Raw genomic sequence first — 20,719 nt, 5'->3', positions numbered from 1 at the left:
GGTAAACCTGCCGGAGCTCTGAAATGATCGCATTCCGGATGCTTCACAGCAAAGTTGGCCGGATCAAGGTTGAACTGGATAAACCTGAGCGTATGCAGCAAGACTATCTTTGTATCTATCGAATTGAGGGACCGCTTACGCGAAAGCGAGGGCGGGTTTTGGGGATTGACGGCTTTCAGGTCCTCCAGATGGCCATGGAGCGCATTGCTGCGGATCTTCGGGCCAGTGCGGAATTCGAGGCTGGTGCACTAAGTTGGCTGGACATGGATGAGCCGGGCTTCCCGCTCCCGGCCGGAGTTGCAGACTTAGGATGGCTTTCCTCGGACTCCGGTCGTGGTACGCCAAGTGAATAGGCTTGTGAACGTTCCTGCCCGGCGAGACCTGTTGGCGGGGGGGCTGCTGTGATCCGCGCGGCGACCGCGGCGGATGCCAAGGCGGTGGCAGGTCTGATCGTCGCGATCAATGCGCTGGGCGAGGACATGCACGATCCGCCGATGACGGAGGAGATCGTGCGGCGCGACCTGCTCGGGGCGCAGCCGAAGGCGATGCTGTTTGTCGCCGAGTGGCAAGGCGAAGTGGCCGGCTTCGCCACCGCGGGCACGATCTACGACGCGGTGCGCGCCGCTTGGGCACTGATGCTGCTCGACCTGTATGTGAAGCCGGACGCGCGTCGGCGCGGGCTGGCGCGCGGGCTGATGGCGCGGCTGGCGGTGGAAGCGCAGCGGGTCGGCGCGCGCTGCCTCTGGTGGGGCGTCGATGAGGGCGACGACGAGGCGCTGCTGTTCTACCGCGCCATCGGCGCGCGCAGCGAGGGGATGTTCAGCGGCGAGATCATCGAGGGTGCGGCGCTGGACCGCCTGGCGGCCACATGACCATGCCGCGGCAGCGACCGGTCGAGACGCTGGAGGAGGCGGAGGCCGCCGAGGAACTCGCCGCGCTGGCGGCCGAGATCGCGCATCACGACGCGGCCTATCACGCGAAGGACGCGCCGGAGATCAGCGACGCGGCCTATGACGCGCTGGTCCGCCGCAACCGCGCCATCGAGGCACGGTTTCCCGAACTGGTGCGCGATGACAGTCCGAGCCGGAAAGTGGGGGCGGAAGCCGCGGAGGGCTTCGCCAAGCTGCGGCATGGCGTGCCGATGCTGTCGCTCGACAATGCCTTCGCCGATGCCGACTTCCTGGAATTCACCGCCTCCGTCCGGCGCTTCCTGCGGCTGGAGGCGGAGGAAAAGTTGGTCTTCGTCGGGGAGCCGAAGATCGACGGGCTGTCGATCAACCTGCTGTACGAGAACGGCGCCTTCACCCGCGGCGCGACGCGCGGCGACGGGGCGGAGGGCGAGGATGTCACCCGCAACCTGCTGACCCTGTCCGACCTGCCGCGCAAGCTGCGCGCCCCCTTCCCCGCCCGCATCGAGATCCGCGGCGAGGTCTTCATGGAGAAGGCCGATTTTCTGCGGTTTCGCGACCAGCAGGCCCAGGCGCTGGCGGAACGGGAGACAAGGCGGGAACGCGGCCAAAAACTCGGCCCGGCCATCGTCGTGCCGGTCAATCCGCGCAATGCGGCGGCGGGGTCGCTGCGGCAGTTGGATCTCACCATCACGGCGCAGCGGCCCCTGAAGCTGTTCGCCTATGCGATGGGCGAGGCGAGCGAGGCGCCGGCCGAGACGCATTCGGGCTGGCTCGACCGGCTGCGCTTCTGGGGTTTTCGCGTGAACCCGGCCTCCGAGATCCTGCCGGACGAGGATGCGGCGCTGGGATTCCAGAAGCGGATGGCGGAAGGGCGCGCGGCGCTCAGCTACGATATCGACGGCGTCGTCTACAAGCTGGACCGGCTGGACTGGCAGCGGCGCCTCGGCTTCGTCGGGCGCGCGCCGCGCTGGGCCGTCGCCTGGAAGTTCCCGGCGGAGCAGGCAACGACGGTGCTGCTGGATATCGAGATCCAGGTCGGCCGCACCGGGGCGCTGACGCCGCGGGCAGTGATGCAGCCGGTCAGCGTCGGCGGCGTCATGGTCAGCCACGCGACGCTGCACAACGAGGACGAGATCGCGCGGAAGGATGTGCGGATCGGCGATACGGTGGTGCTGCAGCGCGCAGGCGATGTGATCCCGCAGATCGTCTCCGTGGTGCTGGAGAAGCGGCCAGCCCGGGCAGAACCCTACGCCTTCCCGGACCGCTGCCCGGCCTGCGGCAGCCACGCCATCCGCCCGAACGGAGAGGTGGTGAAGCGCTGCACCGGCGGCCTGATCTGCCCGGCGCAGACGGTGGAACGGCTGATCCACTTCGCCCGCCGCAACGCCATGGATATCGAGGGCCTGGGCGAGGAGAACGTGCAGGCGCTGTTCGACGGCGGCCTGGTGAAGACGCCCGCCGACATCTTCCGCCTCAAGGACCAGGCCGAAATCATCCGCGGCTGGGAAGGCTGGGGCGCCAAGTCCGGCAAGCGGCTGTCCAACCTGCTGGCGGCGATCGAGGCGCGGCGGCGCGTGCCGCTGGAGCGCTTCATCTTCGCGCTCGGCATCCGGCGGATCGGCGAGGCGAACGCCAAGCTGCTGGCGCGGCACTACCATTCCTTCGCCGAGTGGCGGGAGAAGATGCAGGCGGCGACGGTGGTGGGGTCCGAGGCGCGGGAGGAGCTGGGCTCGATCCAGGGCATCGGCCCGGCCATCGCCACCGAGCTGGCCGAGTTCTTCGCCGAGGCCGGCAACCGCGCCGCGCTGGATGACCTGGCGCGCGAGGTGACGCCTGAGGATGCGGCGCAAATCGCCGCCGCCGACAGCGCCTTCGCCCAGAAGTCCATCGTCTTCACCGGAACGCTCGGGACCATGTCCCGCGACGAGGCGGAGGCGCAGGCGGAACGGCTGGGTGCGAAGGTGACGAAAAGCGTCTCGAAGAAGACGGACTTCGTGGTGGTCGGCACCGAGGCCGGCAGCAAGGCGAAGAAGGCGGCGGAGCTTGGGCTGCGGGTGCTGACCGAGGCCGAGTGGCGGGAGATGGCGGGGCTGGGCTGAGCATCAGCGCCGCTGATCGGGCGCATCACCGCAATTCGTTTCCGGCCGCAGGGCGCGCGGCGCAGGCTGCCACCATGCCGATCGACCCGCAGCTTTTCGCAGCCTTCCTGATCGCCGCCTGGGTGCTGATCCTGACGCCGGGGCCGGACATGCTGTTCGTGGTCGGGCAGACGCTGGCGGGCGGTGCGCGGCGGGGCTGGGCGGCGATGCTTGGGATCCTCAGCGGAGCGATGGTGCATGTGGCGCTGGCGGCCTCCGGCGCCGCGGCGCTGATCGCGGCGTCACCGATGCTGTTCGACGCGTTGCGGCTGGCGGGGGCGACCTACCTGATCTGGCTCGGCGCGGGTGCGCTTCGAGCGGCCTGGCGGGGCGGCGGAGGGCTGGTGCCGGCGGCGCCGGCGCGGCGGGCTTTCCGGGATGGGTTCCTGACCAACCTGACCAACCCCAAGGTCATCCTGTTCTTCCTGGCCTTCCTGCCGCAATTCGTTGATCCGGCGCGGGGCGCGGTGTGGCTGCAGATGGCGATTCTGGGGCCGCTGGTGCCGCTGATGTCCCTGCCCGCCTATGGCTTGCTGATCGCCGGCGCCGGGCGCGCGGCGGCGCGGCTTTCGGCGCATGCACGGTGGCTGGAGGCGGTGGCGGGCACGCTGTTCCTCGGCCTGGGGCTGCGGCTGCTGGCGGGCGGCCGGCCGGGCTGAGCCGCTTGCGCGCACCCGCGCGTACCGCGTAACAGCCTGCGCCATGTCCGCATTCTTCGTCGCCGCGCTGCTGCTTTCGGTGGCCGCCTACCTGCACACCCGCTCCACCACGCCGGAGATGCGGCCGGAGCATGAATCGATCGACCTGCTGTGGCGGGCGCTCGCCTTCGCCGCGCTGCTGGCCTGGGCCGCGCTGATCCTGCGCGGCTTCGCCACCCGCCATTGGGCGGACGGCACCTCGGCGCTGCTGGGGTCTTTCGCGGTCAACTGGTGGTTCGGCCATCGCGGGCCGCGGCCGACCTGGCCGGCCCTGTCCATGCTGTTCGCCGCGGTCGGGCTGCCGCTGGCGGTGTATTCCTTCCTCTACGAGTGAGGCGCCAGGTCGAGGCGCCAGGATTCCGGGTCCTGCTCCGAGACCGGGAAGCGGGCGCGCACCAGCGGGTCATGGCCGGGGATGATCAGGCTTTCGTCGCCGCCCGCCAGCTTCCGGGCGCGGCGCCAGCCCTGCACCATGGCGCCGAGGTCGTAGACGATGGGGAACGGGTTCTCCCGGGCCATGTTGGCGTAGAAGTGGCTGGCATCGCCGGCGATCACCAGCGGGCCGCGCGCGGTCGCCACGCGCACCATCTGCAACCCGTCCGAATGGCCGCCGATGCCGTGCACCGTGACGCCGGGCGTCACCTCGCCCTCGCCGTTGTGGAACACCACGCGGTCGGAATACAGCGCGCGGACCAGGCGGACCACGTCCTCCACCTCGAAGACGTGGCGCAGGCAGGGGCTGCACATGTGGCGGCCGGTGGCGAAGGCGATCTCGCGGTCCTGGATGTGGAAGCGGGCGTTGGGGAACAGGTCGAGGTTGCCGGCGTGGTCGTAGTGCAGGTGGGTGATGACGACGTCGCGGATCGCCTCCGCGCTGGTGCCGAGCGCGCGCAGGCAGTCCTCCACCGGGCGCATCAGCGGGCGGCCGCGCTTCGCGGCGGTCTCCGGGTGGAAGCCGGTGTCGACCAATACCTCCTGCCCGTTCGGCCCGCGCAGCAGCCAGACGAAGTAGTCGAGCGGCATGAGCTCGTGCGGGTCGGGCAGCGGCATGATGAAATTGGCCTGCGCCGTGCGCGCCTCATGCGCGCCGTAGCGGGAGGCGAAGACCTGCCACATGGCGCTAACCCTTCCGGTTGATCTGGGGGGAGTGCAGCTCATCGGAGGCCAATGCCTCGCTGAAGCGGGCGGCGGCGGTGTGGTCCTGGCCGGAACCGAGCAGGCCGGCGGCGGCGGCCCACAATTCTCGCGTCTGGGCAGAGAGCGGCGCGGGCGTCGCGGTTTCGCGGCCGACCTGGAGCGCGATGGACAGGTCCTTCACCATCAGGTCTAGCCCGAAGCCGGAATCGAAGGACCGCGACAGCACGAACTGCTTCAGCTTGCGCTGCGTGCTGTTGTTCATGCCGGTGGAGGCGTTCAGCACATCGACCATCACCGCCGGGTCCAGGCCGAAGCGGCTGCCGATCAGCAGCGCCTCGACGCTGACCAGGAAGCCCGCCGCGCTGACCAGGTTGTTCAGCGCCTTCATCGCCTGGCCGGCGCCGATCTCGCCGCAGCGGGTGATGGTGGTGCCCATGGCGCGCAGCAGCGGGTCCACGCGCTCCAGAGCCGCGGCGTCGCCGCCGGTCATGATGGCGAGGCTGCCGGTCTCGGCGCGGGCGACGCCGCCGGAGACGGGCGCGTCCACCATGCCGATGCCGCGCGCGGCGAGGTCCGCGGCCAGGGCGCGGGTGGCCGAGGGTTCGCCGGAGGACATCTCGATCACCACCGCGCCGGGGGCGAGCAGCGGGCCCGCCTCCGCCAGCGCCTGCGCCACGTCCCGGCTTGTGGGCAGCATGGTGACGAGGGCCTCGGCGCCACGCGCGGCCTCGCCGGCGGTGCCGCCATGCCGGCGCACGAAATCCTCGGCGCGGCCGGGCACGGCGTCCTGCACCGTGACGGCGAAGCCGGCCTCGATGAGGCGGATGGCCATGGGCCAGCCCATGCGCCCGATGCCAATGAAGCCGATCCGCCCGATGGTGCCGGACATCGTTTTCCCCCACGCTGTTCCTGGAAGGCTGCGGGTGCGGCAAGCCGCGGTCAACCCACGGGGGGATGCGATGTTCGAGGGTTTCATCGAGGAACGGCGCGAGGCGAATGGCATCACGCTGCGGCTGCGGCGTGGCGGCGAAGGCCCGCCGCTGCTGCTGCTGCACGGCAATCCGCAGACGCATGCGATGTGGCACCTTGTCGCGCCGGAACTTGCGAAGCGCTTCACCGTGGTGTGCCCCGATCTGCGCGGCTACGGCTTCAGCGACAAGCCGCCGGCCTCACCGGACAGCGGCGCCTATGCGAAGCGGGTGATGGCAGCCGACATGCTGGCGTTGATGCGCGGCCTCGGCTTCGAACGGTTCCAGGTGGTGGCGCATGACCGTGGCGCGCGCGTCGCACACCGGCTGGCGCTGGATGCGCCGGAGGCGGTGCAACGGCTTTGCGTCATGGACATCGTGCCGACGCTGCATCACTTCGAGACGGCGAACATGGACTTCGCCATGGGCTACCACCACTGGTTCTTCCTGGCACAGCCGCATCCCAGGCCGGAGCGCATGATCCTGCGGGACGTGGAGGACTGGTTCGCGAGCCACACGACACGGGCACCGCAGGGCGATGTCTTCGCCCCCGAGGCGCGTGCGGACTACATCGCGGCGCTGCACCAGCCCGGCACGGTGATGGGCATCTGCGAGGATTATCGCGCCGCGACCGGCATCGACCTGCGGCACGACCGCGCAAGCCGCGCCGCCGGGCAGAAGCTGCAATGCCCGCTGCTGGTGCTGTGGGGCGCCAAGGGCAAGATCGCGGTGTGGTACGACGCGCTGGCCGTGTGGCGGGATTACTCGAACGCCGAGGTCAGCGGCCATGCGGTGGATTCGGGGCACTACCTGGCGGAGGAAACGCCGGCGGAGGTGCTGGCGTCGCTCGATGGATTTCTCAGTCGAACGGCAGGATGAACGGAAGGTCGGTGTCGCCGGTGACGGCGCCCAGGCCGGTCAGCAGCGCATGGACCTGGCCGCGGTGATGCGTCTGGTGGTTGAAGAAATGCGTCAGCAGCACCCAGCGCGGCCGGCTGACCTCCCGCTGCATCGCGCCGCTGTACCAGCCCAGCGAGCCGGACAGCGCGGCAGGGTCGAGCGTCGCCATCCAGGCGGTGATGCGCGTATCCAGGCCGATGCGCGCCGCGCGCATCGCGGCCCACTGCGGATGGAGCCGCGGGCTGTCCTTGATGCCACCTTCGGGCGCGGGCCAGCCGGCGAAGCGGGCCATCCAGGTGGCGTCGCCCCACATCAGGTGGCTCAGCGTGCCATGGATGGAGCCGAAGAAGGCGCCGCGATCCTCCCGCCGCTGCGCCTCCGTCAACGTGCCCGCCGCGGCGTAGATCCGGCGGTTCATCTCGGCATTGTAGGTTGCCATCAGGTGGCACCAGGCGGGGGTCACCATTAGACGTGCTTCCAGAAGAAGACGGTGTCGCAGGGACTGCCATCCGGCCACAGCGCGTAGCCGGGGATGGTCCCGAATTCGACCCACCCGAGTTCGCGGTACAGCGCCTCCGCGCCCTCCCCGTTCGCGGTGTCCAGCACCAGCAGGCGCCGGCCATGGCCGCGCGCGGCCTGTTCGGCACGGCGCATCAGGGCGCGGGCGACGCCGCGGCGGCGGGCGGCGGGGTCCACCAGCAGCTTCGCCACATCGGCGCGGTGCGGCTGGTTCTGCGGCGTGTCGAGCAGCAGTTGCACGGTGCCGACCAGCACCCCGTCCATCCAGGCCGCCAGCAGCACGCGCTTCCCGAGTGCCACGTCGGAGGACACGCGCTTCCAGAAATCCCGCGCCAGCGTGGGCGCAAGTGGCGGGAAGAACGAGACACTGGCGCCGGCCGCGACGCAGTTCACCAGGATGCGCGCCAGCTGCGCCTCCGCACTCGCCGCCGCGGCGGCATCCAGCGCTTCGACGACGAGGCCGCGCAGCGGCTTGGTGTAACGGAACTCCAGGCTGTTCGAGATGTCGTCCAGGATGCGGATGGAACCCTGGCGGACATAGCCGGTCTTTTCGTAGAAGCGGTGCGCTGGCTCGAACCGCGTATCGGTCCACAGCACCAGGCGTTCCGCGCCGGCGTCGCGCGCATGCGTCTCCGCCGACGTCAGCAGCCTCTGGGCGAGGCCGGTGCCGCGCGCATCCTTCGCCACGTAGACGCGGCAGATTTCCCACGCCGCGTCATCGCCGAGCGGTCGCGTCGCCGCCATGCCGATGATGCGGCCGTCCCGCTCCGCCGCCCACAGCGCACCGCCGGCCTCGGCGAAATAGGTGGCGAGGTGCCGCAGTTCCGGCACCTCCCCATCCACGTCCAGCACGCAGTTCGGGTATTCCGCCCAGCAATTGCCGACGAGGGCAATGAAGCCCTCGGCGTCGGAATCGCGGCCGTCTCGGAGAATCATGCGAGGCCTTTGCAGAACTCCTGGATGCGCGTGCAGGCCTCGCGCAGGCTGTCCGTGTCGGTGGCGTAGGAGACGCGGACATAGGGGCTCATGCCATAGGCGGCGCCCTGCACCAGCGCGACATGCGCCTCCTCGAGCAGCGCCAGCGCGAAATCCGTGTCCGTCTCGATCCTGCGGCCGCCCTTGCTGGTCTTGCCGAGGCAGCCGGCGATGTTCGGGAAGACGTAGAAGGCGCCCTCCGGCTTGTGGCAGGAAATACCCGGCGCCTGGTTCAGCATGTCCACCACCAGGTCGCGGCGCTGGCGGTAGATCAGCGCGCGTTCCTTGACCAGGTCCTGCGGCCCATCCAGCGCCGCGACGGCGGCGGCCTGGCCCACGGTGCTGATGCCGGAGGTCAGCTGGCTCTGCATGTTCACCATCGCCGCGATCAGGGGCTTGGGGCCGCCGCAGAAGCCGACGCGCCAGCCGGTCATCGCATAGGTCTTGGACACGCCGTTGACCGTCAGCACGCGATCCTTGAGACGCGGCTCGACCTCCGCGATCGTGCAGAAATCGAAGCCGTCATAGACCATGTGCTCGTACATGTCGTCGGTCAGCACCCAGACATGCGGGTGGCGCAGCAGCACCTCGGCCAGCGCCGTCATCTCCGCACGGGAACAGGCGGCGCCGGTCGGGTTGTTCGGGAAGTTCAGGATCAGCCACTTGGTCCTGGGCGTGATCGCGGCTTCCAGATCCTCCGGCCGCAGCTTGAAGCCGTTGTTCTGCGGGCAGTTCACCGGCACGGGCTTGCCCGTCGCCAGCTTCACCATGTCGGCGTAGGAAATCCAGAACGGCGCCGGAATCAGCACCTCGTCGCCCGGGTCGCAGGTGCCGAACAGCGCGTTCATGATGACCTGCTTGCCGCCGTTCGAGACCATGATCTCGTCCATCGCGTAGTCCAGGTTGTTGTCGCGCTTGAACTTGCGCTGCACCGCCTGCTTCAGCGCCTTGGTGCCGTCCTGCGGCGGGTACTTGGTGTCGCCCGACAGCGCGGCCTGGTAGGCGGCGTCGATCGCGTGGCGGGGGGTGTCGAAATCCGGCTCCCCGATCGCCAGGCTGATCACCTTGATGCCCTGTGCCGCAAGCTCGCGCCCCCGGGTGGTCATCACCGCGGAGGCGGAAATGGCAATGTCGTCGAGGCGCTTGGCAAGGGCGGGCATGGTCCGGACTGGTCCTGCAAGGGTGGGCGCCCAGGTTAGGCCGTGCGGCGGGATGCGCCAAGGCTCGCCACCTCGCCGCACGCTTGCCGTCAAGTCGAGAAGGTGGAACATTTTGTAGATGGCATCCAATGCCCCTCGCGTCGACCAAGCCGGGCGCCCGGCGCCGCGGCTCCCCAGCCTGAGGGGACGCATGATGGCTGTCATCGGGGTGGTGGCGCTGCTGCTGCTGAGCCTGACCGGCCTTTCGGTCTGGCTGGTCCAGCAGGCGGCGCTGGAACGGGCGCGGGTCAGCCTGGTCGGCCAGGCGCGCACGCTGGCGGCGGCGGTGGACCACGAATTCCTGCAGAGCCTTGCGATGCTCCGCACCCTGGCCGGATCGGAAAGCCTGGCGCGTGGCGAGATGGACCGCTTCGAGCTGGAACTGCAGGCCGCGGCGCGCAGCTTCCACGGCACGCCCATCGGCCTGATCGGGCCGGATGGCGCGCCGCTCAGCATCATGATCCGCATGCCGGGCCTGGGCCCGATGGATGCGCCGGACCGCGTCGGGACCGGCCCGACCGGGGCGCAGGCGCAGCCCACCATCTCCAACCTGATCTACTCCTCGAGCCTGGGCGGGGCCGCGATCAGCATCACCCTGCCGATCATCCCGCCCGGCGGCATGACGCCCAGCAACCTTCTCGCCACAACCCTGCCGCGGGAGAGGCTGGCGGCGCTGGTCGTGCAGAACCGGCTGACGGATGGGCTGACCGGCGTGGTGTTCGACCGCGAGATGCGGTTCGTCGCCCGCACCGGGGATGACGGCGCCTTGGTAGGCCAGCAGGCCCCGCCGGCCCTGCGGGAGGCGGCGCTGCGGGTCGGGGAGGGCGCCATGTCGGGCGCGGCGCGGAACATCCATGGCCAGCGGGTGGTGGTGGCCTACGCCCGGGCCGCGCTCAGCGGCTATGTCGCCGCGGCTTCCGTGCCCGCGGACGCCTTCGCCGCGCCGTTCCGGGCCGCGCTGTGGCAGGTGGTGCCGATCGGGGCGACGATCACCGCCATCGGGCTGATCGCCGCCCTGTTGCTGGGCCGCCGGCTGGGCCGGACCATCGGCGTGCTCTCCGCCCTTGGCCGCGGCGAGGCGGCCGCCGATCCCGGCTTCCGGGAGGTGGAGGAGGTGGCGGCGACCCTGCGGCGGGAGGCCCGGCAGCGGCAGGTGGCGGAGGAACACCAGGCGGTCCTGGTGGCGGAGTTGAACCACCGGGTGAAAAACATGCTGGCCAGCGTGCAATCCGTGGCGGACCAGACCCTGCGCAGCGCCGGCGCCGACCCGCATCGCTTCGCCGGGGACTTCCGCGGCCGGCTGCGCAGCCTGGCGCGCGCGCATGACCTGCTGACCCAGGTGGGCTGGGTGGAGGCGGAGCTGGACGAGGTGCTGCGCGCCGCGCTGGCACCCTGGCAGAATGACGACCAGCAGGTGCGCCTGGAGGGCGGAGGCCGGTTCATCGTCTCGCCCCGACAGGCGCAGGCGCTGGTGCTGGCGCTGCATGAACTGGCGACCAATGCCGCGAAATACGGCGCGCTGTCGGTGCAGGGGGGCTTCGTCCGGCTGCGGCGGCAGGCGGTCGCGCAGGGGCGGGTCGAGATCCTGTGGCAGGAGGTCGGTGGTCCTCGCATCGCCGCGCCGCCGCAGCGGCGTGGCTTCGGCACCAGGTTGCTGGAACGCGGGCTGCCGACCGACCTGGGCCACATGCCGACGACGACGCTGGACTTCGCGCCCGATGGGCTGGTGGCGCGGATCGTCTTCCTGCCGGCCGGCGCGGCCCCCGCCAAGCCTGCGGCGCCGGCGGCGGCGGGGCGGTCCTGCTACGGCGCCGGCGACAAGCCGCTGGCCGGCCTGGCCAGCAGCCAGTCATAGGGCTGTTCGCCCACCAGGAGGAATCCCTGGCGTTCCCAGAATCGGCGCGCCGGGCTCTGCTTCAGGACCTCGATGCGGAAGGCCGCGCCGGCATGCCGGGCCAGGACATCGGCGACCACCGCGGCGCCCAGGCCCCGCCCTTGCAGGGTGGGCTCCAGGTACAGGCTGTGCAGTTCCACGCCCTCCGGCCCCGGCTCGATTCCGATGCAGCCGGCGGCCAGCCCCTGGACCTCGATCACCCGCATCCCGCCGCCCTCGAAGGCGGCCCGCATCCGGGCGCGGCGGCGGGCCGGGTCGTAGCGGCCGAGACGCTCCAGATGCGCCCGCATGACGCGGATCGACAGGTCCAGCAGCGCCTCGAAATCCGCCTCCGCCGCGGGGCGGAGGCTGAAGGCCGGCGTCACGTCAGCTTGGCGCAGAAATCCTGGATGCGGGTGCAGGCCTCCGTCAGCGTCGCATCGTCGGTCGCGTAGCTGATGCGGATGTGGCCCGGGAACATGAAGGCGGCGCCGTGCACCGTCGCCACGCCGGTCTCATCCAGCAGCGCCAGGCAGAACGCCTCGTCGCTGTCGATCTTCGCGCCACCGGCGCTGGTCTTGCCGAGGCAGCCGCGCACGTCCGGGAACACGTAGAAGGCGCCCTCGGGCGTCGCGCAACGCATCCCGGCGGCCTGGTTCAGCATGCCGACCACCAGGTTGCGGCGGCGCTCAAACGCCTGGCGCATTTCCTCGACGCTGTCCTGCGGGCCGGTCAGCGCCTCGATCGCCGCGGCCTGGCTGATGCTGCTGGTGTTGGAGGTGGACTGGCTCTGCAGCTTGTCCATCGCCTTGATGAGTTGGAGCGGCGCGCCGGCGAAGCCGATGCGCCAGCCGGTCATGGCATAGGCCTTGGAGCAGCCGTTCATGGTCACGGTGCGGTCGCGCAGGCGGGGCTCGACCTCGACGATCGTGGCCGGCTTCATGCCGTCATAGGCGAGCTTCTCGTAGATGTCGTCGGAGAAGATCCAGACATCCGGGTGGCGCAGCAGCACATCCGTCAGCTCCTTGAGCTGGGCGGCGTTGTAGCCGGCGCCGGTCGGATTGCAGGGGTTGTTCAGGATCAGCCACTTGGTCTTCGGCGTGATCGCGGCCTCGAGCTGCTCGCCCGTCATGCGGAAACCCTGGTTCGGGCCGCAGGGGACGATGACGGGCGTGCCTTCCGCCAGCGCCACGATGTCCGGGTAGGACACCCAGCAGGGGGCGGGGATGATGGCCTCGTCGCCGGCATTGATGGTGGCGACCAGCGCGTCGAAGATCACCTGCTTGCCGCCGGTGGCGACCAGGATCTCCTCCGGCTTGTAGTCGATGCCGCTGTCGCGCTTGAACTTCTGGCAGACCGCCTGGCGCAGCTCCATCGTGCCGGCGACATCGGTGTAGCGCGTCTCGCCCCGCTCGATGGCGGCGATGGCGGCGTCCTTGACGTTGCGCGGCGTCTCGAAATCCGGCTCGCCGACGGAGAGCGAAATGATGTCCCGGCCCTGCGCCTTCAGCGCGCGCGCCTTGCCGGTCATGGCAATGGTCTGCGAGGGCGAGATGCGGTTGAGGCGGTCGGCGATGAGGTTCATGACGGTTCCCGGGGTCCCTGCCCGGCCCCGTGACTGGGCGGGCGCGCTTTTCCTACCGAAGGCCGAAGGGCGCGTCCATCCGGACTCTAGTTCAGGCGAAGCGGCCGGTAGCCCTCGAAGGTGAAGCCCTTCTCGCGCATGCAGGCGGTGCGGTGCTGCTCGCGGGCGCTGATGGCGAGGTCCACCATGTCGTAGCGGGCCGGCCGGAAGCGTTCCGTGACGCGGCAGTGTTCCCGGTTGCCGTCGCGCCAGCAGCGGCGGTCGCGTTCGATCCGCGCGGGTTCCACCATCTGCCAGACCATGTGCGGCGGCACCGCCAGCTGCGCCTCGTTGCCGCAGGCGGCGTTCATGGCGTCGGATGCTTCCTCCGAGGTGCCGGGGCGCGACCAGCGCTCGGCACAACCCGCGAGGAGGGGGAGCAGGACCAGCAGCAGGGCGATGCGGCGCATGCACCCCATATGCATTGCCATTCGGGCAATGCCATGGCGCGGCGCCGTTATCGCGGACGTATGAAGCGCAGCGCCAGCGCCATGCCGGCGCCGACCACCACGACCAGCACCGTCGCCAGCGCATACAATTCCGGCGTCAGGCCGAGGCGGACGGAGGAGAAGATCACCATCGGCAGGGTGGAGGCGCCGGGGCCGGAGACGAAGCTGGCGATCACCAGGTCGTCCAGCGACAGGGTGAAGGCCAGCAACCAGCCGGCGGCGATGCCCGGCGCGATCAGCGGCAGGGTGATCCGCAGGAACACGGTCCAGGGCCGCGCGCCGAGGTCGAGCGCCGCCTCCTCCAGGCTCAGGTCGAAATCCGCCAGGCGGGACTGCACCACCACCGCGACATAGGCCGCGCCGAAGGTGGCGTGGGCGATGGCGATGGTGCTGGCGCCGCGGCCGGCGGGCCAGCCGAACAGCGGTTCCAGCGCCACGAACAGCAGCAGCAGCGACAGGCCGGTGATCACCTCCGGCATCACCAGCGGCGCCGCCATCAACGCGCCGAAGCCCGCCCGCCCGCGGAACCGCCCGAAGCGGGCCAGCGCGAAGCCGGCGAGTACGCCGAGGATGGTGGCCATGGTGGCGGAGATGGCGGCGATGCGCAGCGAAAGGCCGAGCGCGCCCATCAGCACCTCGTTGCGCCACAGGCTCTCGTACCAGCGCAGCGAAAAGCCGGTGAAGCTGGTGACCATGCGGCTGTCGTTGAAGGAGAACAGCGCCATCAACAGGATCGGCAGGTACAGGAAGGCGAAGCCCAGCGCGAGCGGGATGGCAAGGCGCTTCACCGCTGCCCCTCCCGCGCCGCGCGCGCCTGGAACACGGCGATGGGCACCACCAGCGCGAGCAGCAGCACGATGGCCAGCGCGGAGGCCAGCGGCCAGTCGCGGTTCTGGAAGAACTCGGTCCAGAGCACGCGGCCGATGAGCTGCGCGCCGGGGCCGCCGAGCAGTTCGGGGATGACGAACTCGCCGACGACCGGGATGAACACCAGCAGGAAGCCGGCAACGATGCCGGGCATGGACAGCGGCAGCGTCACCGCCAGGAAGGCGCGCCACGGCGGCGCACCAAGGTCTTCGGCGGCCTCCAGCAGCGAGGGATCCAGCTTCGACAGGGTGGCGTAGAGCGGCAGCACCATGAAGGGCAGGTAGCAATAGGTGATGCCGAGATACATCGCCGCATCGGTGTAGAGCAGCTGGATCGGCTCCGCGATCAGGCCGAGGCCCAGCAGCAGGCCATTCAGCCAGCCCTGGTCCTGCAGGATGCCGATCCAGGCCGTCACGCGCAGCAGAAAGCTGGTCCAGAACGGCAGGATCACCAGCATCAGCAGCAGGTTCCTTTGCCGCTGCGGGGCGCGGGCGATGGCCAGCGCCATCGGGTAGCCGACCAGGAGGCACAGCGTGGCGGAGACCGCGGCGACGCGCAGGCTGCGGAGATAGGCGTCGAGGTAGTAGGGGTCCTCCAGCAGCAGCTGGAAATTGGCGAGGTTGAGCTGGAGGATGGCGGTCGCCTCGCCCGACCAGCGCAGCAGCGCGGCATAGGGCGGCAGGCCCTCCGCCGGCTCGGCGAAGGCGATGGACAGCACGATGGCGAAGGGCACCAGGAAGAACAGGCCCATCCAGGCCCAGGGCAGCGCAAGCACCAGGGCGCGGCGTGCCCCCTCACCCAACCCTCTCCCCCTATAGGAGGGGGAGAGGGCTTTGCCGGCAGGCCGGGTCATTCCGGCAGCACCATGCTGGCCTGGCGGTCCCAGGTGATGGCGACCGTGTCCTCCCAATCCACCGGGCGTTCGGTGCGGCGGCGCAGGTTGGGCTGGCTGACGCGGATCTCCTTGCCGCCATCCAGCACCACGTAATAGACGAAGAAGTCGCCGTAGTAGCCGATGTCGCGTACGCGCCCGACCAGGCGGTTGTCGCCATGCGCCGCATCCGGCGCGGCACGCTCGATCCGCATCCGCTCCGGCCGCAGCGCCACGAAGACGCGGCTGCCGGGCGGCTTGGAGGCCGCTGGCTCCGCGAGGATGTCGAAATCCAGCTCCGAGCTGCCGATGCGCACGCCCTCCGCGTCCACGCCCTCGACGACACCTTCCAGGATGTTGGCGGTGCCCAAAAATTCGGCGGTGAAGCGGCTGTTGGGAAATTCGTAGACCTCGCCGGGCGTGCCGACCTGCGCCAGCGTGCCGCGGTCCATCACGGCCAGCCGGGTCGCCATCGTCATCGCCTCCTCCTGGTCGTGGGTGACGATGACGAAGGTGGTGCCGGTGCGCTCCTGGATGTTCATCAGTTCGAACTGCGTGGCCTCGCGCAGGTTCTTGTCGAGCGCCGAGAGCGGCTCATCCAGCAGCAGCAGCTTCGGCCGCTTTGCCAGCGCTCGGGCCAGCGCCACGCGGGCGCGCTGGCCGCCGGACAGCGCGACCGGTTTCCGCGAGTCGAAGCCTTCCATCTTCACCATGGCCAGCATCTCCGCGATACGCTCGCGGATGACGGGTTTCGGCACGCCTTCCTGCTTCAGGCCGAAGGCGATGTTCTGCGCCACGGTCATGTGCGGGAACAGCGCGTAGGACTGGAACATCATGTTCACCGGGCGGCGATACGGCGGCACGCCCGCCATGTCCTGGCCATCGAGCAGGATGCGGCCGGCATCCGGCTCCAGGAACCCCGCCAGGCAGCGCAGCAGGGTGGACTTGCCGGAGCCGGAGCCGCCGAGCAGCGCGAACAGCTCGCCGCGGTAGATCGGGAGGCTGACCTCATCCAGCGCGACGAAATCGCCGAAGCGCTTCGTCAGCTTCTCGATACGCAGGAAGGGCTCGGCGGCCGGGTCGCGCCAGGGTTCGGCAGCGCCCGGCCTGGCCGGCTGGCTCATCTCCCCGCCTTGAAGCGCGACCACATGCGGTTGCGGGCACGCTCCGCGGCCTGCGCGACGGGGCCGATGGTGAAGAAGTTGGCGCGCACCGCCTCGGGCGGGAACACGGCGGGATCATTCGCGACCTCGGGCGCCACCAGCGCGCGGCTGGCGGGCACGCCGTTGGGGTAGCGGACGTGGTTGGTGATGGCCGCCATCACGTCCGGCTGCAGCAGGAAGTTGATGAAGGCATGCGCCTCCGCCGGGTTCGGCGCATCGGCCGGGATCGCCAGCAGGTCGAACCACAACTGCGCGCCCTCCCGTGGCGCCACGTACTGCACGGTGACGCCACGGTTGGCTTCCCGCGCGCGAACGCCGGCCTGGATGGCATCGCCGGAATAGGCGAAGGCGAGGCAGGCCTGGCCGCCGGCCAAGGCCTCGATCGTGCCGCCGGTCGAGAAGTTGCGGATGAAGGGCCTCACCGCCATCAGCGTGCGCTCCACCTCCCGCAGGTCGCCGGCGTCGGTGCTGTTGGGATCCTTGCCGAGGAAGCGCAGCACGGTCGGGATCACGTCCGCGGCGCTGTCCATCATGCTGATGCCGCAGCGCGCCAGGCGCCGTGCGTTCACCGGGTCCAGCAGCAGGCGCAGGCTGTCCATCGGCGCGTCGGGCGCCAGTTCGCGCACGCGGTCCGGGTTCACGCCAAGTCCGATCGTGCCCCACAGGTACAGCGCGCCGAAGCGGTTGCCAGGGTCGGAGGACGCGACCTGCGCCTGCAAGGCCGGGTCCAGGTTCGCCAGGTTCGGCACCAGCGCGCGGTCCAGCGGCAGCAGGCCGCCGGCGCGGGCGAGGCGGGAGAAGGTGGGTTCGCCGGTCGGCACGATGATGTCGTAGCCGCTGCGCCCGGCGGACAGCCGGCCCTCCAGCGTCTCCAGGCTGTCGTAGATGTCGTAGCGCACGCGGATGCCGGTCTCGCGCGTGAAGCGCTGCACCATGTAGGGGTCGATATAGTCGTTCCAGTTGAACACGTTGACCACGCGGTCCTGTGCCCGCGCATCCGGCACCGTGGCCAGGGGCAGCAGCAGGGTGGCGAGCAGGGCCAGGCGACGCAGCATCTCGGGCACCTCCGAAGACGGAACGGCGGCAATGCTAACACGCGGCCACGATGCTGCACGGGGGCACGAATGCGGAATGACCGCAGGAATTTGTTCTTGACTTGTTCCTAATCCAGCGTTAGTCCTGCCTCACCAAGGCGAGAACTGCGTCGCGGGAGCCGCCCAGAGGCCCTCGCCGGCCTTACCGCGCTCGCTATCTAGGATTATATACCGCTCAGCCATTCGCACGGGGTGCCGCCCGCCCGGCCCGCCGCGCATTCAGAACCGGAGAACCGCCGATGGCCTTCAACAACGCCGCCCTGGTGTCGCTGCTCAGCAACAGCGGCTTCACCATGTGGCTGTATCGCACCACGGACACCCGCGCGACCGCGATCGCCGCCGGCTATTTCAGCCCGGCCGCGGCGCGGCTCGAGACCGGCGACATCATCATCGCGCTGACCTCGGATGCCGTGTCGCTGCTGCCGGTGCGGGCCGGCGACGTGGTCGCGGCCGGGCTGGTGCTGGACACCGCCGCGGCGCCCTTCCGCGCGCAGATCCGCGCCGCGCAGCGCTTCCTGGCGCGCCAGGCATCCAGCGGCGTGGTGATGACGGTGGTGCTGGCGCCGCTCGCCGCCGGCATCCTGGCGGGCGGCACGGTGCAGGCGCAGGCGGCCGTCGCCGGGCCGGTGACGCAGGTCGCCTTCAGCATCAGCGACGCGGCCGGCGCCACCGTGCGCGGCCCGACACTCGCCGCCGTCAGCGCCGGCACCGCCTCCGCCAGTTTCGCCGCACCGGCGGCCGGCACCGGCTACCGGCTGCGCGTGCAGGCCACCGGCGAGCCCGGCGTCGCCGCCACCTCCCCCGCCTTCACCGTGACGCTGCCCTACGGGCTGCTGCTGCAATCCGGCGGCGGCCTGCTGCTGGAGAGCGGGGACCGCGTCCTGGTCTGAGCCTCGGCCCGCCTTTCCCGTCCCCGATCAGGAATCCCGACACATGGCCGATGCCAAGATCTCCGACCTGCCCGCCGCCGCGGCGCTCGCCGCCGCCGACCTCGCCCCCGTCGTCCAGGGCAGCGGCGTCGCAGCCCAGACCCGGCGCGCCACCTTCGCCCAGATCACCGCCGGCGTGCATGCCGAACGCATGCTGCATGTCCGCGACTTCGGCGCCGTCGGCAACGGCACCACGGACGACACGGCGGCGATCCAGGCCGCGATCGATGCGGCGGTGGCCGGCGGTGGCGGCATCGTCCGCCTCGGGCCGCGCCGCTACCGCGTCAGCGCCGCGAACCTGGTGGTGAAGGAGAATGTCTGCCTGGAAGGCCCGGTGCAGTTCCCCGGCGGCCAGCGCCTGGCGGGCGACTACCGCAACATCCCCGGCACGCTGCTGGTGGCCTCCAACCGCACGGTGCAGTTGCTGCGCGCCTCCACGCTGCGCGGCATCACGCTGATCCGCGACGGCATGCCCGCCCCGCCCACCACCATGCGCGCCGCCATCGACCTGCGCGCCGCCATGGCCGGCACCGCCATCACCATCGGCGATGCCTCCGGCACGCATCACGACGTGCTGGTCGAGGATATGCTGGTGCTCGGCTTCGACCTGGCGGTGCGGTCCGACAACAGCCAGCGGCTGAACCTGCGCCGGATGCGCGGGGACAACCGCAACGGCATCTTCATGACCCGCACCTACGACATCAGCCGCGTGCACGACGTGCATCTGTGGCCGTTCCTGACGGGCAACCTGGCGAACCTCTCCATCGTCACCCGCACGGTCTCGGCGGTGGCGAACAACGGCGCCGGTGCGGTGCGCGTCACCACCTCCGCCGCGCATGGGCTGGTGACGGGCGATATCGTCAACGTCTATGGCGTGGGCGGCGTGCCCGGTGCGAACAACCGCTTCCTCGCCACCGTCGTCGACACCACGCGGATCGACCTGCAGGGATCGAGCTTCTCCGGCGCCTGGACCAGCGGCGGCACCGTGGCGGTGTGGAACAACCGGCGCCTCGGCACCGGCTTCCGCATCGAGAGCAGCGACGTGGCCGAATTCGTCAACTGCTTCAGCTTCGGCTACGACCGCGGCTTCGACCTCGGCAATGGCGCGGCTTCCATCCAGCTGCACAATTGCAGCGTCGACGACCTGCTGTCGCTCGCCGATCCCAACACCGTCGGCGCCCTGATCCAGGGCAGCGCCTTCCGCACCAAGTGGGTCGGTGGCTTCATCAGCAGCCAGGGCACCGCCATCCGGGTCAATTCGAACGCCGCCAACCAGGGCGACAACCAGTTCGTCGGCGGCATGGTCGGCGGCGGCGGCGGTGGCCGGGCGGTGGAGGTCTTCGACGGCGGGCTGACGCTGGTGGCCTGCGACCTGCCGGCGGCGCGCGTCTACCTCGCCACCGCCGGCGACAGCCTGTCCGTCGTCGCCTCCGACACGCGCTCCACCACCTTCGAGGCGCAGACCGGCGCCGACCTGGCGCGAATCGCCCTGGTCGGCAATCGCCTGCAGGCGCTGGGCTCCTCGGCCGACCAGGAACGGGCGCTGCTGCGGCGGCGGACGGACCTGCTGGGCGGCGCGCTGGATCTGGAGAACCAGGATGCGCTGGTGACCTACTCGCTCACCGTCGGGTCCGGCGCGCTGGCGCCGCTGACCATCGGCGGGGAGGCCGATGGCAACCCGAATGGCGGCGTGGTGTTCGGCGCCGCATCCGGGATGACGGCGCCGATGACGGTGACGCTGCGCCGCGCCTCCACCAGCCCCGCCGCCGGCCATGCGCTGGGGCGCCTCGCCTTCAGCGGCGGCAACGCGGCGGGCACGCAGACCGAATATGCCCGCGCCGGCGGCATCAGCGAGGTGGTGACGACGGGGGCGGAGGCCGGCGCCTTCGTGGTGGAAACCCGTGGCGGCGGCGGGCTTGCGGAACGCTTCCGCGTCGCCTCCTCCGGCACCGTGACCCTCACCGGGCCGCTGGTGCTGCCGGGCGACCCGACCGCGGCCACACAGGCGGCGAGCAAGGGCTATGTCGATGCGCAGTTCACCACGCGGCGGCTGCCGGTGCTGGCGACCGCCACCGCCACGGGGTTGACCCTGGCCGCCCACAACGGCCGCCTGGTCAGCGCCAATGCCGGTACCAGCCTGAGCATCGACTGGGCCGCGACCGGCGACGGCTTCAGTTGCCTGGTCGTCAATCGCGGCACCACCGACCTTGCCGTGACGATGACCGGCTTCGCCGGCACGACGCCGATCAATCCCGACGGGTTGACGAAGATCCGCGCCGGCGGCCTGGCCACGCTGCTCGCCTTCAGCCCGGACGGCGGCACCACCCGGCTGCTGCTGCTGGCCGGCGCCGCGGCGCCGTAGCCGGCGGGCCGCCACCCCTTCCCTTCAAGACGACAGGACATC

General features: G+C 70.5%; 21 protein-coding genes. 9 read left to right on the top strand and 12 right to left on the bottom strand.

Annotated elements, in window-relative coordinates:
• Window positions 1-23: 23 nt before the first annotated feature.
• From ACFHPP_RS01725 to ACFHPP_RS01705, 5 genes are all read left to right on the top strand, one after another.
• Entirely contained in the window at window positions 24-353 is a 330-nt protein-coding gene (locus tag ACFHPP_RS01725; protein WP_437161531.1) for a DUF6968 family protein, read from the top strand.
• Between the two features lie 48 nt (window positions 354-401).
• Window positions 402-872 (top strand): N-acetyltransferase family protein, encoded by a 471-nt coding sequence (locus ACFHPP_RS01720; protein WP_437161530.1) that lies wholly within the window; start codon window positions 402-404, stop codon window positions 870-872.
• The gene (gene ligA, locus ACFHPP_RS01715) at window positions 869-3,010 is read left to right on the top strand and encodes an NAD-dependent DNA ligase LigA (RefSeq protein WP_437161529.1); all 2,142 of its coding nucleotides are present in this window, start codon (window positions 869-871) and stop codon (window positions 3,008-3,010) included. The genes ACFHPP_RS01720 and ligA overlap by 4 nt, the downstream gene beginning before the upstream one ends.
• A gap of 74 nt (window positions 3,011-3,084) precedes the next feature.
• The gene (locus ACFHPP_RS01710; RefSeq protein WP_437161528.1) at window positions 3,085-3,708 is read left to right on the top strand and encodes a LysE family translocator; all 624 of its coding nucleotides are present in this window, start codon (window positions 3,085-3,087) and stop codon (window positions 3,706-3,708) included.
• Window positions 3,709-3,751: 43 nt separating this feature from the next.
• Window positions 3,752-4,081, top strand: coding sequence for a hypothetical protein (locus tag ACFHPP_RS01705; protein WP_430671169.1), 330 nt, complete (start codon window positions 3,752-3,754; stop codon window positions 4,079-4,081).
• Here ACFHPP_RS01705 and ACFHPP_RS01700 read toward each other — a convergent pair.
• Together ACFHPP_RS01700 and ACFHPP_RS01695 are read right to left on the bottom strand one after the other, a co-directional pair.
• Window positions 4,072-4,863 (bottom strand): N-acyl homoserine lactonase family protein, encoded by a 792-nt coding sequence (locus ACFHPP_RS01700; RefSeq protein ID WP_437161527.1) that lies wholly within the window; start codon window positions 4,861-4,863, stop codon window positions 4,072-4,074. The genes ACFHPP_RS01705 and ACFHPP_RS01700 overlap by 10 nt on opposite strands.
• Window positions 4,864-4,867: 4 nt before the next feature.
• Complete coding sequence (locus ACFHPP_RS01695) at window positions 4,868-5,773, bottom strand: NAD(P)-dependent oxidoreductase (RefSeq protein ID WP_437161526.1); 906 nt, start codon at window positions 5,771-5,773, stop codon at window positions 4,868-4,870.
• Between the two features lie 70 nt (window positions 5,774-5,843).
• Between ACFHPP_RS01695 and ACFHPP_RS01690 the strand changes: the two genes are divergently transcribed.
• Complete coding sequence (locus tag ACFHPP_RS01690) at window positions 5,844-6,731, top strand: alpha/beta fold hydrolase (protein WP_437161525.1); 888 nt, start codon at window positions 5,844-5,846, stop codon at window positions 6,729-6,731.
• Here the strand turns inward: ACFHPP_RS01690 and ACFHPP_RS01685 are convergent.
• Genes ACFHPP_RS01685 through ACFHPP_RS01675 form a run of 3 tightly spaced genes read right to left on the bottom strand, consistent with a single transcriptional unit; the run spans window position 6,712 to window position 9,406 of the window.
• Window positions 6,712-7,218, bottom strand: coding sequence for a DinB family protein (locus tag ACFHPP_RS01685; protein WP_437161524.1), 507 nt, complete (start codon window positions 7,216-7,218; stop codon window positions 6,712-6,714). The genes ACFHPP_RS01690 and ACFHPP_RS01685 overlap by 20 nt on opposite strands.
• Window positions 7,218-8,207, bottom strand: a complete 990-nt coding sequence (locus ACFHPP_RS01680) for a GNAT family N-acetyltransferase (RefSeq protein WP_437161523.1) — start codon at window positions 8,205-8,207, stop codon at window positions 7,218-7,220. The genes ACFHPP_RS01685 and ACFHPP_RS01680 overlap by 1 nt, the downstream gene beginning before the upstream one ends.
• Complete coding sequence (locus ACFHPP_RS01675; RefSeq protein WP_437161522.1) at window positions 8,204-9,406, bottom strand: pyridoxal phosphate-dependent aminotransferase; 1,203 nt, start codon at window positions 9,404-9,406, stop codon at window positions 8,204-8,206. The genes ACFHPP_RS01680 and ACFHPP_RS01675 overlap by 4 nt, the downstream gene beginning before the upstream one ends.
• 190 nt (window positions 9,407-9,596) lie before the next feature.
• Between ACFHPP_RS01675 and ACFHPP_RS01670 the strand changes: the two genes are divergently transcribed.
• Entirely contained in the window at window positions 9,597-11,300 is a 1,704-nt protein-coding gene (locus tag ACFHPP_RS01670; RefSeq protein ID WP_437161521.1) for a sensor histidine kinase, read from the top strand.
• Here the strand turns inward: ACFHPP_RS01670 and ACFHPP_RS01665 are convergent.
• The 7 genes from ACFHPP_RS01665 to ACFHPP_RS01635 all read right to left on the bottom strand — a co-directional run bounded on the left by ACFHPP_RS01665 (window position 11,249) and on the right by ACFHPP_RS01635 (window position 17,347).
• The gene (locus ACFHPP_RS01665; RefSeq protein ID WP_437161520.1) at window positions 11,249-11,704 is read right to left on the bottom strand and encodes a GNAT family N-acetyltransferase; all 456 of its coding nucleotides are present in this window, start codon (window positions 11,702-11,704) and stop codon (window positions 11,249-11,251) included. The two genes, ACFHPP_RS01670 and ACFHPP_RS01665, sit on opposite strands and share 52 nt — an antisense overlap.
• A complete protein-coding gene (locus ACFHPP_RS01660) occupies window positions 11,701-12,903 on the bottom strand; it encodes a pyridoxal phosphate-dependent aminotransferase (protein WP_437161519.1) in 1,203 nt (400 codons plus the stop codon). The genes ACFHPP_RS01665 and ACFHPP_RS01660 overlap by 4 nt, the downstream gene beginning before the upstream one ends.
• 86 nt (window positions 12,904-12,989) lie before the next feature.
• The gene (locus ACFHPP_RS01655) at window positions 12,990-13,352 is read right to left on the bottom strand and encodes a hypothetical protein (protein ID WP_437161518.1); all 363 of its coding nucleotides are present in this window, start codon (window positions 13,350-13,352) and stop codon (window positions 12,990-12,992) included.
• Between the two features lie 47 nt (window positions 13,353-13,399).
• Window positions 13,400-14,179: an ABC transporter permease subunit gene (locus ACFHPP_RS01650; protein WP_437161517.1), complete on the bottom strand. Its 780-nt coding sequence runs from the start codon at window positions 14,177-14,179 to the stop codon at window positions 13,400-13,402.
• Window positions 14,176-15,060, bottom strand: a complete 885-nt coding sequence (locus tag ACFHPP_RS01645; RefSeq protein WP_437161516.1) for an ABC transporter permease subunit — start codon at window positions 15,058-15,060, stop codon at window positions 14,176-14,178. The genes ACFHPP_RS01650 and ACFHPP_RS01645 overlap by 4 nt, the downstream gene beginning before the upstream one ends.
• A 47-nt stretch (window positions 15,061-15,107) precedes the next feature.
• Window positions 15,108-16,253 carry an ABC transporter ATP-binding protein gene (locus tag ACFHPP_RS01640; protein WP_437161515.1) on the bottom strand — a complete coding sequence of 382 codons (1,146 nt, stop codon included), beginning with the start codon at window positions 16,251-16,253 and terminating at the stop codon, window positions 15,108-15,110.
• Window positions 16,250-17,347 (bottom strand): polyamine ABC transporter substrate-binding protein, encoded by a 1,098-nt coding sequence (locus ACFHPP_RS01635; RefSeq protein WP_437161514.1) that lies wholly within the window; start codon window positions 17,345-17,347, stop codon window positions 16,250-16,252. The genes ACFHPP_RS01640 and ACFHPP_RS01635 overlap by 4 nt, the downstream gene beginning before the upstream one ends.
• A gap of 278 nt (window positions 17,348-17,625) precedes the next feature.
• Here ACFHPP_RS01635 and ACFHPP_RS01630 point away from each other — a divergent pair, with 278 nt between their 5' ends.
• Both ACFHPP_RS01630 and ACFHPP_RS01625 read left to right on the top strand, forming a co-directional pair.
• Window positions 17,626-18,276, top strand: a complete 651-nt coding sequence (locus tag ACFHPP_RS01630) for a hypothetical protein (protein ID WP_437161513.1) — start codon at window positions 17,626-17,628, stop codon at window positions 18,274-18,276.
• 43 nt (window positions 18,277-18,319) lie between these two features.
• On the top strand, window positions 18,320-20,677 hold the full coding sequence (locus ACFHPP_RS01625) for a glycosyl hydrolase family 28-related protein (RefSeq protein WP_437161512.1): 2,358 nt from the start codon (window positions 18,320-18,322) through the stop codon (window positions 20,675-20,677).
• Window positions 20,678-20,719: the final 42 nt, after the last annotated feature.

It is taken from the genome of Falsiroseomonas sp. E2-1-a20 (assembly GCF_051433195.1).
Taxonomy (GTDB): Bacteria; Pseudomonadota; Alphaproteobacteria; order Acetobacterales; family Acetobacteraceae; genus Falsiroseomonas.
Note: the sequence above shows the minus strand (reverse complement) of the source record. Positions and strands in the feature narration are given on the sequence as shown.

Excerpts from the sequence above, each read along its gene's own strand:
- ACFHPP_RS01630 (WP_437161513.1), top strand. The coding sequence starts at position 17,626 with ATGGCCTTCAACAACGCCGCCCTGGTGTCGCTGCTCAGCAACAGCGGC.
- ACFHPP_RS01685 (WP_437161524.1), bottom strand. The coding sequence starts at position 7,218 with ATGGTGACCCCCGCCTGGTGCCACCTGATGGCAACCTACAATGCCGAG.
- ACFHPP_RS01660 (WP_437161519.1), bottom strand. The coding sequence starts at position 12,903 with ATGAACCTCATCGCCGACCGCCTCAACCGCATCTCGCCCTCGCAGACC.
- ACFHPP_RS01695 (WP_437161526.1), bottom strand. The coding sequence starts at position 5,773 with ATGTCCGGCACCATCGGGCGGATCGGCTTCATTGGCATCGGGCGCATG.
- ACFHPP_RS01705 (WP_430671169.1), top strand. The coding sequence starts at position 3,752 with ATGTCCGCATTCTTCGTCGCCGCGCTGCTGCTTTCGGTGGCCGCCTAC.
- ACFHPP_RS01625 (WP_437161512.1), top strand. The coding sequence starts at position 18,320 with ATGGCCGATGCCAAGATCTCCGACCTGCCCGCCGCCGCGGCGCTCGCC.
- ACFHPP_RS01700 (WP_437161527.1), bottom strand. The coding sequence starts at position 4,863 with ATGTGGCAGGTCTTCGCCTCCCGCTACGGCGCGCATGAGGCGCGCACG.
- ACFHPP_RS01725 (WP_437161531.1), top strand. The coding sequence starts at position 24 with ATGATCGCATTCCGGATGCTTCACAGCAAAGTTGGCCGGATCAAGGTT.
- ACFHPP_RS01635 (WP_437161514.1), bottom strand. The coding sequence starts at position 17,347 with ATGCTGCGTCGCCTGGCCCTGCTCGCCACCCTGCTGCTGCCCCTGGCC.
- ACFHPP_RS01680 (WP_437161523.1), bottom strand. The coding sequence starts at position 8,207 with ATGATTCTCCGAGACGGCCGCGATTCCGACGCCGAGGGCTTCATTGCC.
- ACFHPP_RS01710 (WP_437161528.1), top strand. The coding sequence starts at position 3,085 with ATGCCGATCGACCCGCAGCTTTTCGCAGCCTTCCTGATCGCCGCCTGG.
- ACFHPP_RS01675 (WP_437161522.1), bottom strand. The coding sequence starts at position 9,406 with ATGCCCGCCCTTGCCAAGCGCCTCGACGACATTGCCATTTCCGCCTCC.
- ACFHPP_RS01655 (WP_437161518.1), bottom strand. The coding sequence starts at position 13,352 with ATGCGCCGCATCGCCCTGCTGCTGGTCCTGCTCCCCCTCCTCGCGGGT.
- ACFHPP_RS01670 (WP_437161521.1), top strand. The coding sequence starts at position 9,597 with ATGATGGCTGTCATCGGGGTGGTGGCGCTGCTGCTGCTGAGCCTGACC.
- ACFHPP_RS01640 (WP_437161515.1), bottom strand. The coding sequence starts at position 16,253 with ATGAGCCAGCCGGCCAGGCCGGGCGCTGCCGAACCCTGGCGCGACCCG.
- ligA (WP_437161529.1), top strand. The coding sequence starts at position 869 with ATGACCATGCCGCGGCAGCGACCGGTCGAGACGCTGGAGGAGGCGGAG.
- ACFHPP_RS01690 (WP_437161525.1), top strand. The coding sequence starts at position 5,844 with ATGTTCGAGGGTTTCATCGAGGAACGGCGCGAGGCGAATGGCATCACG.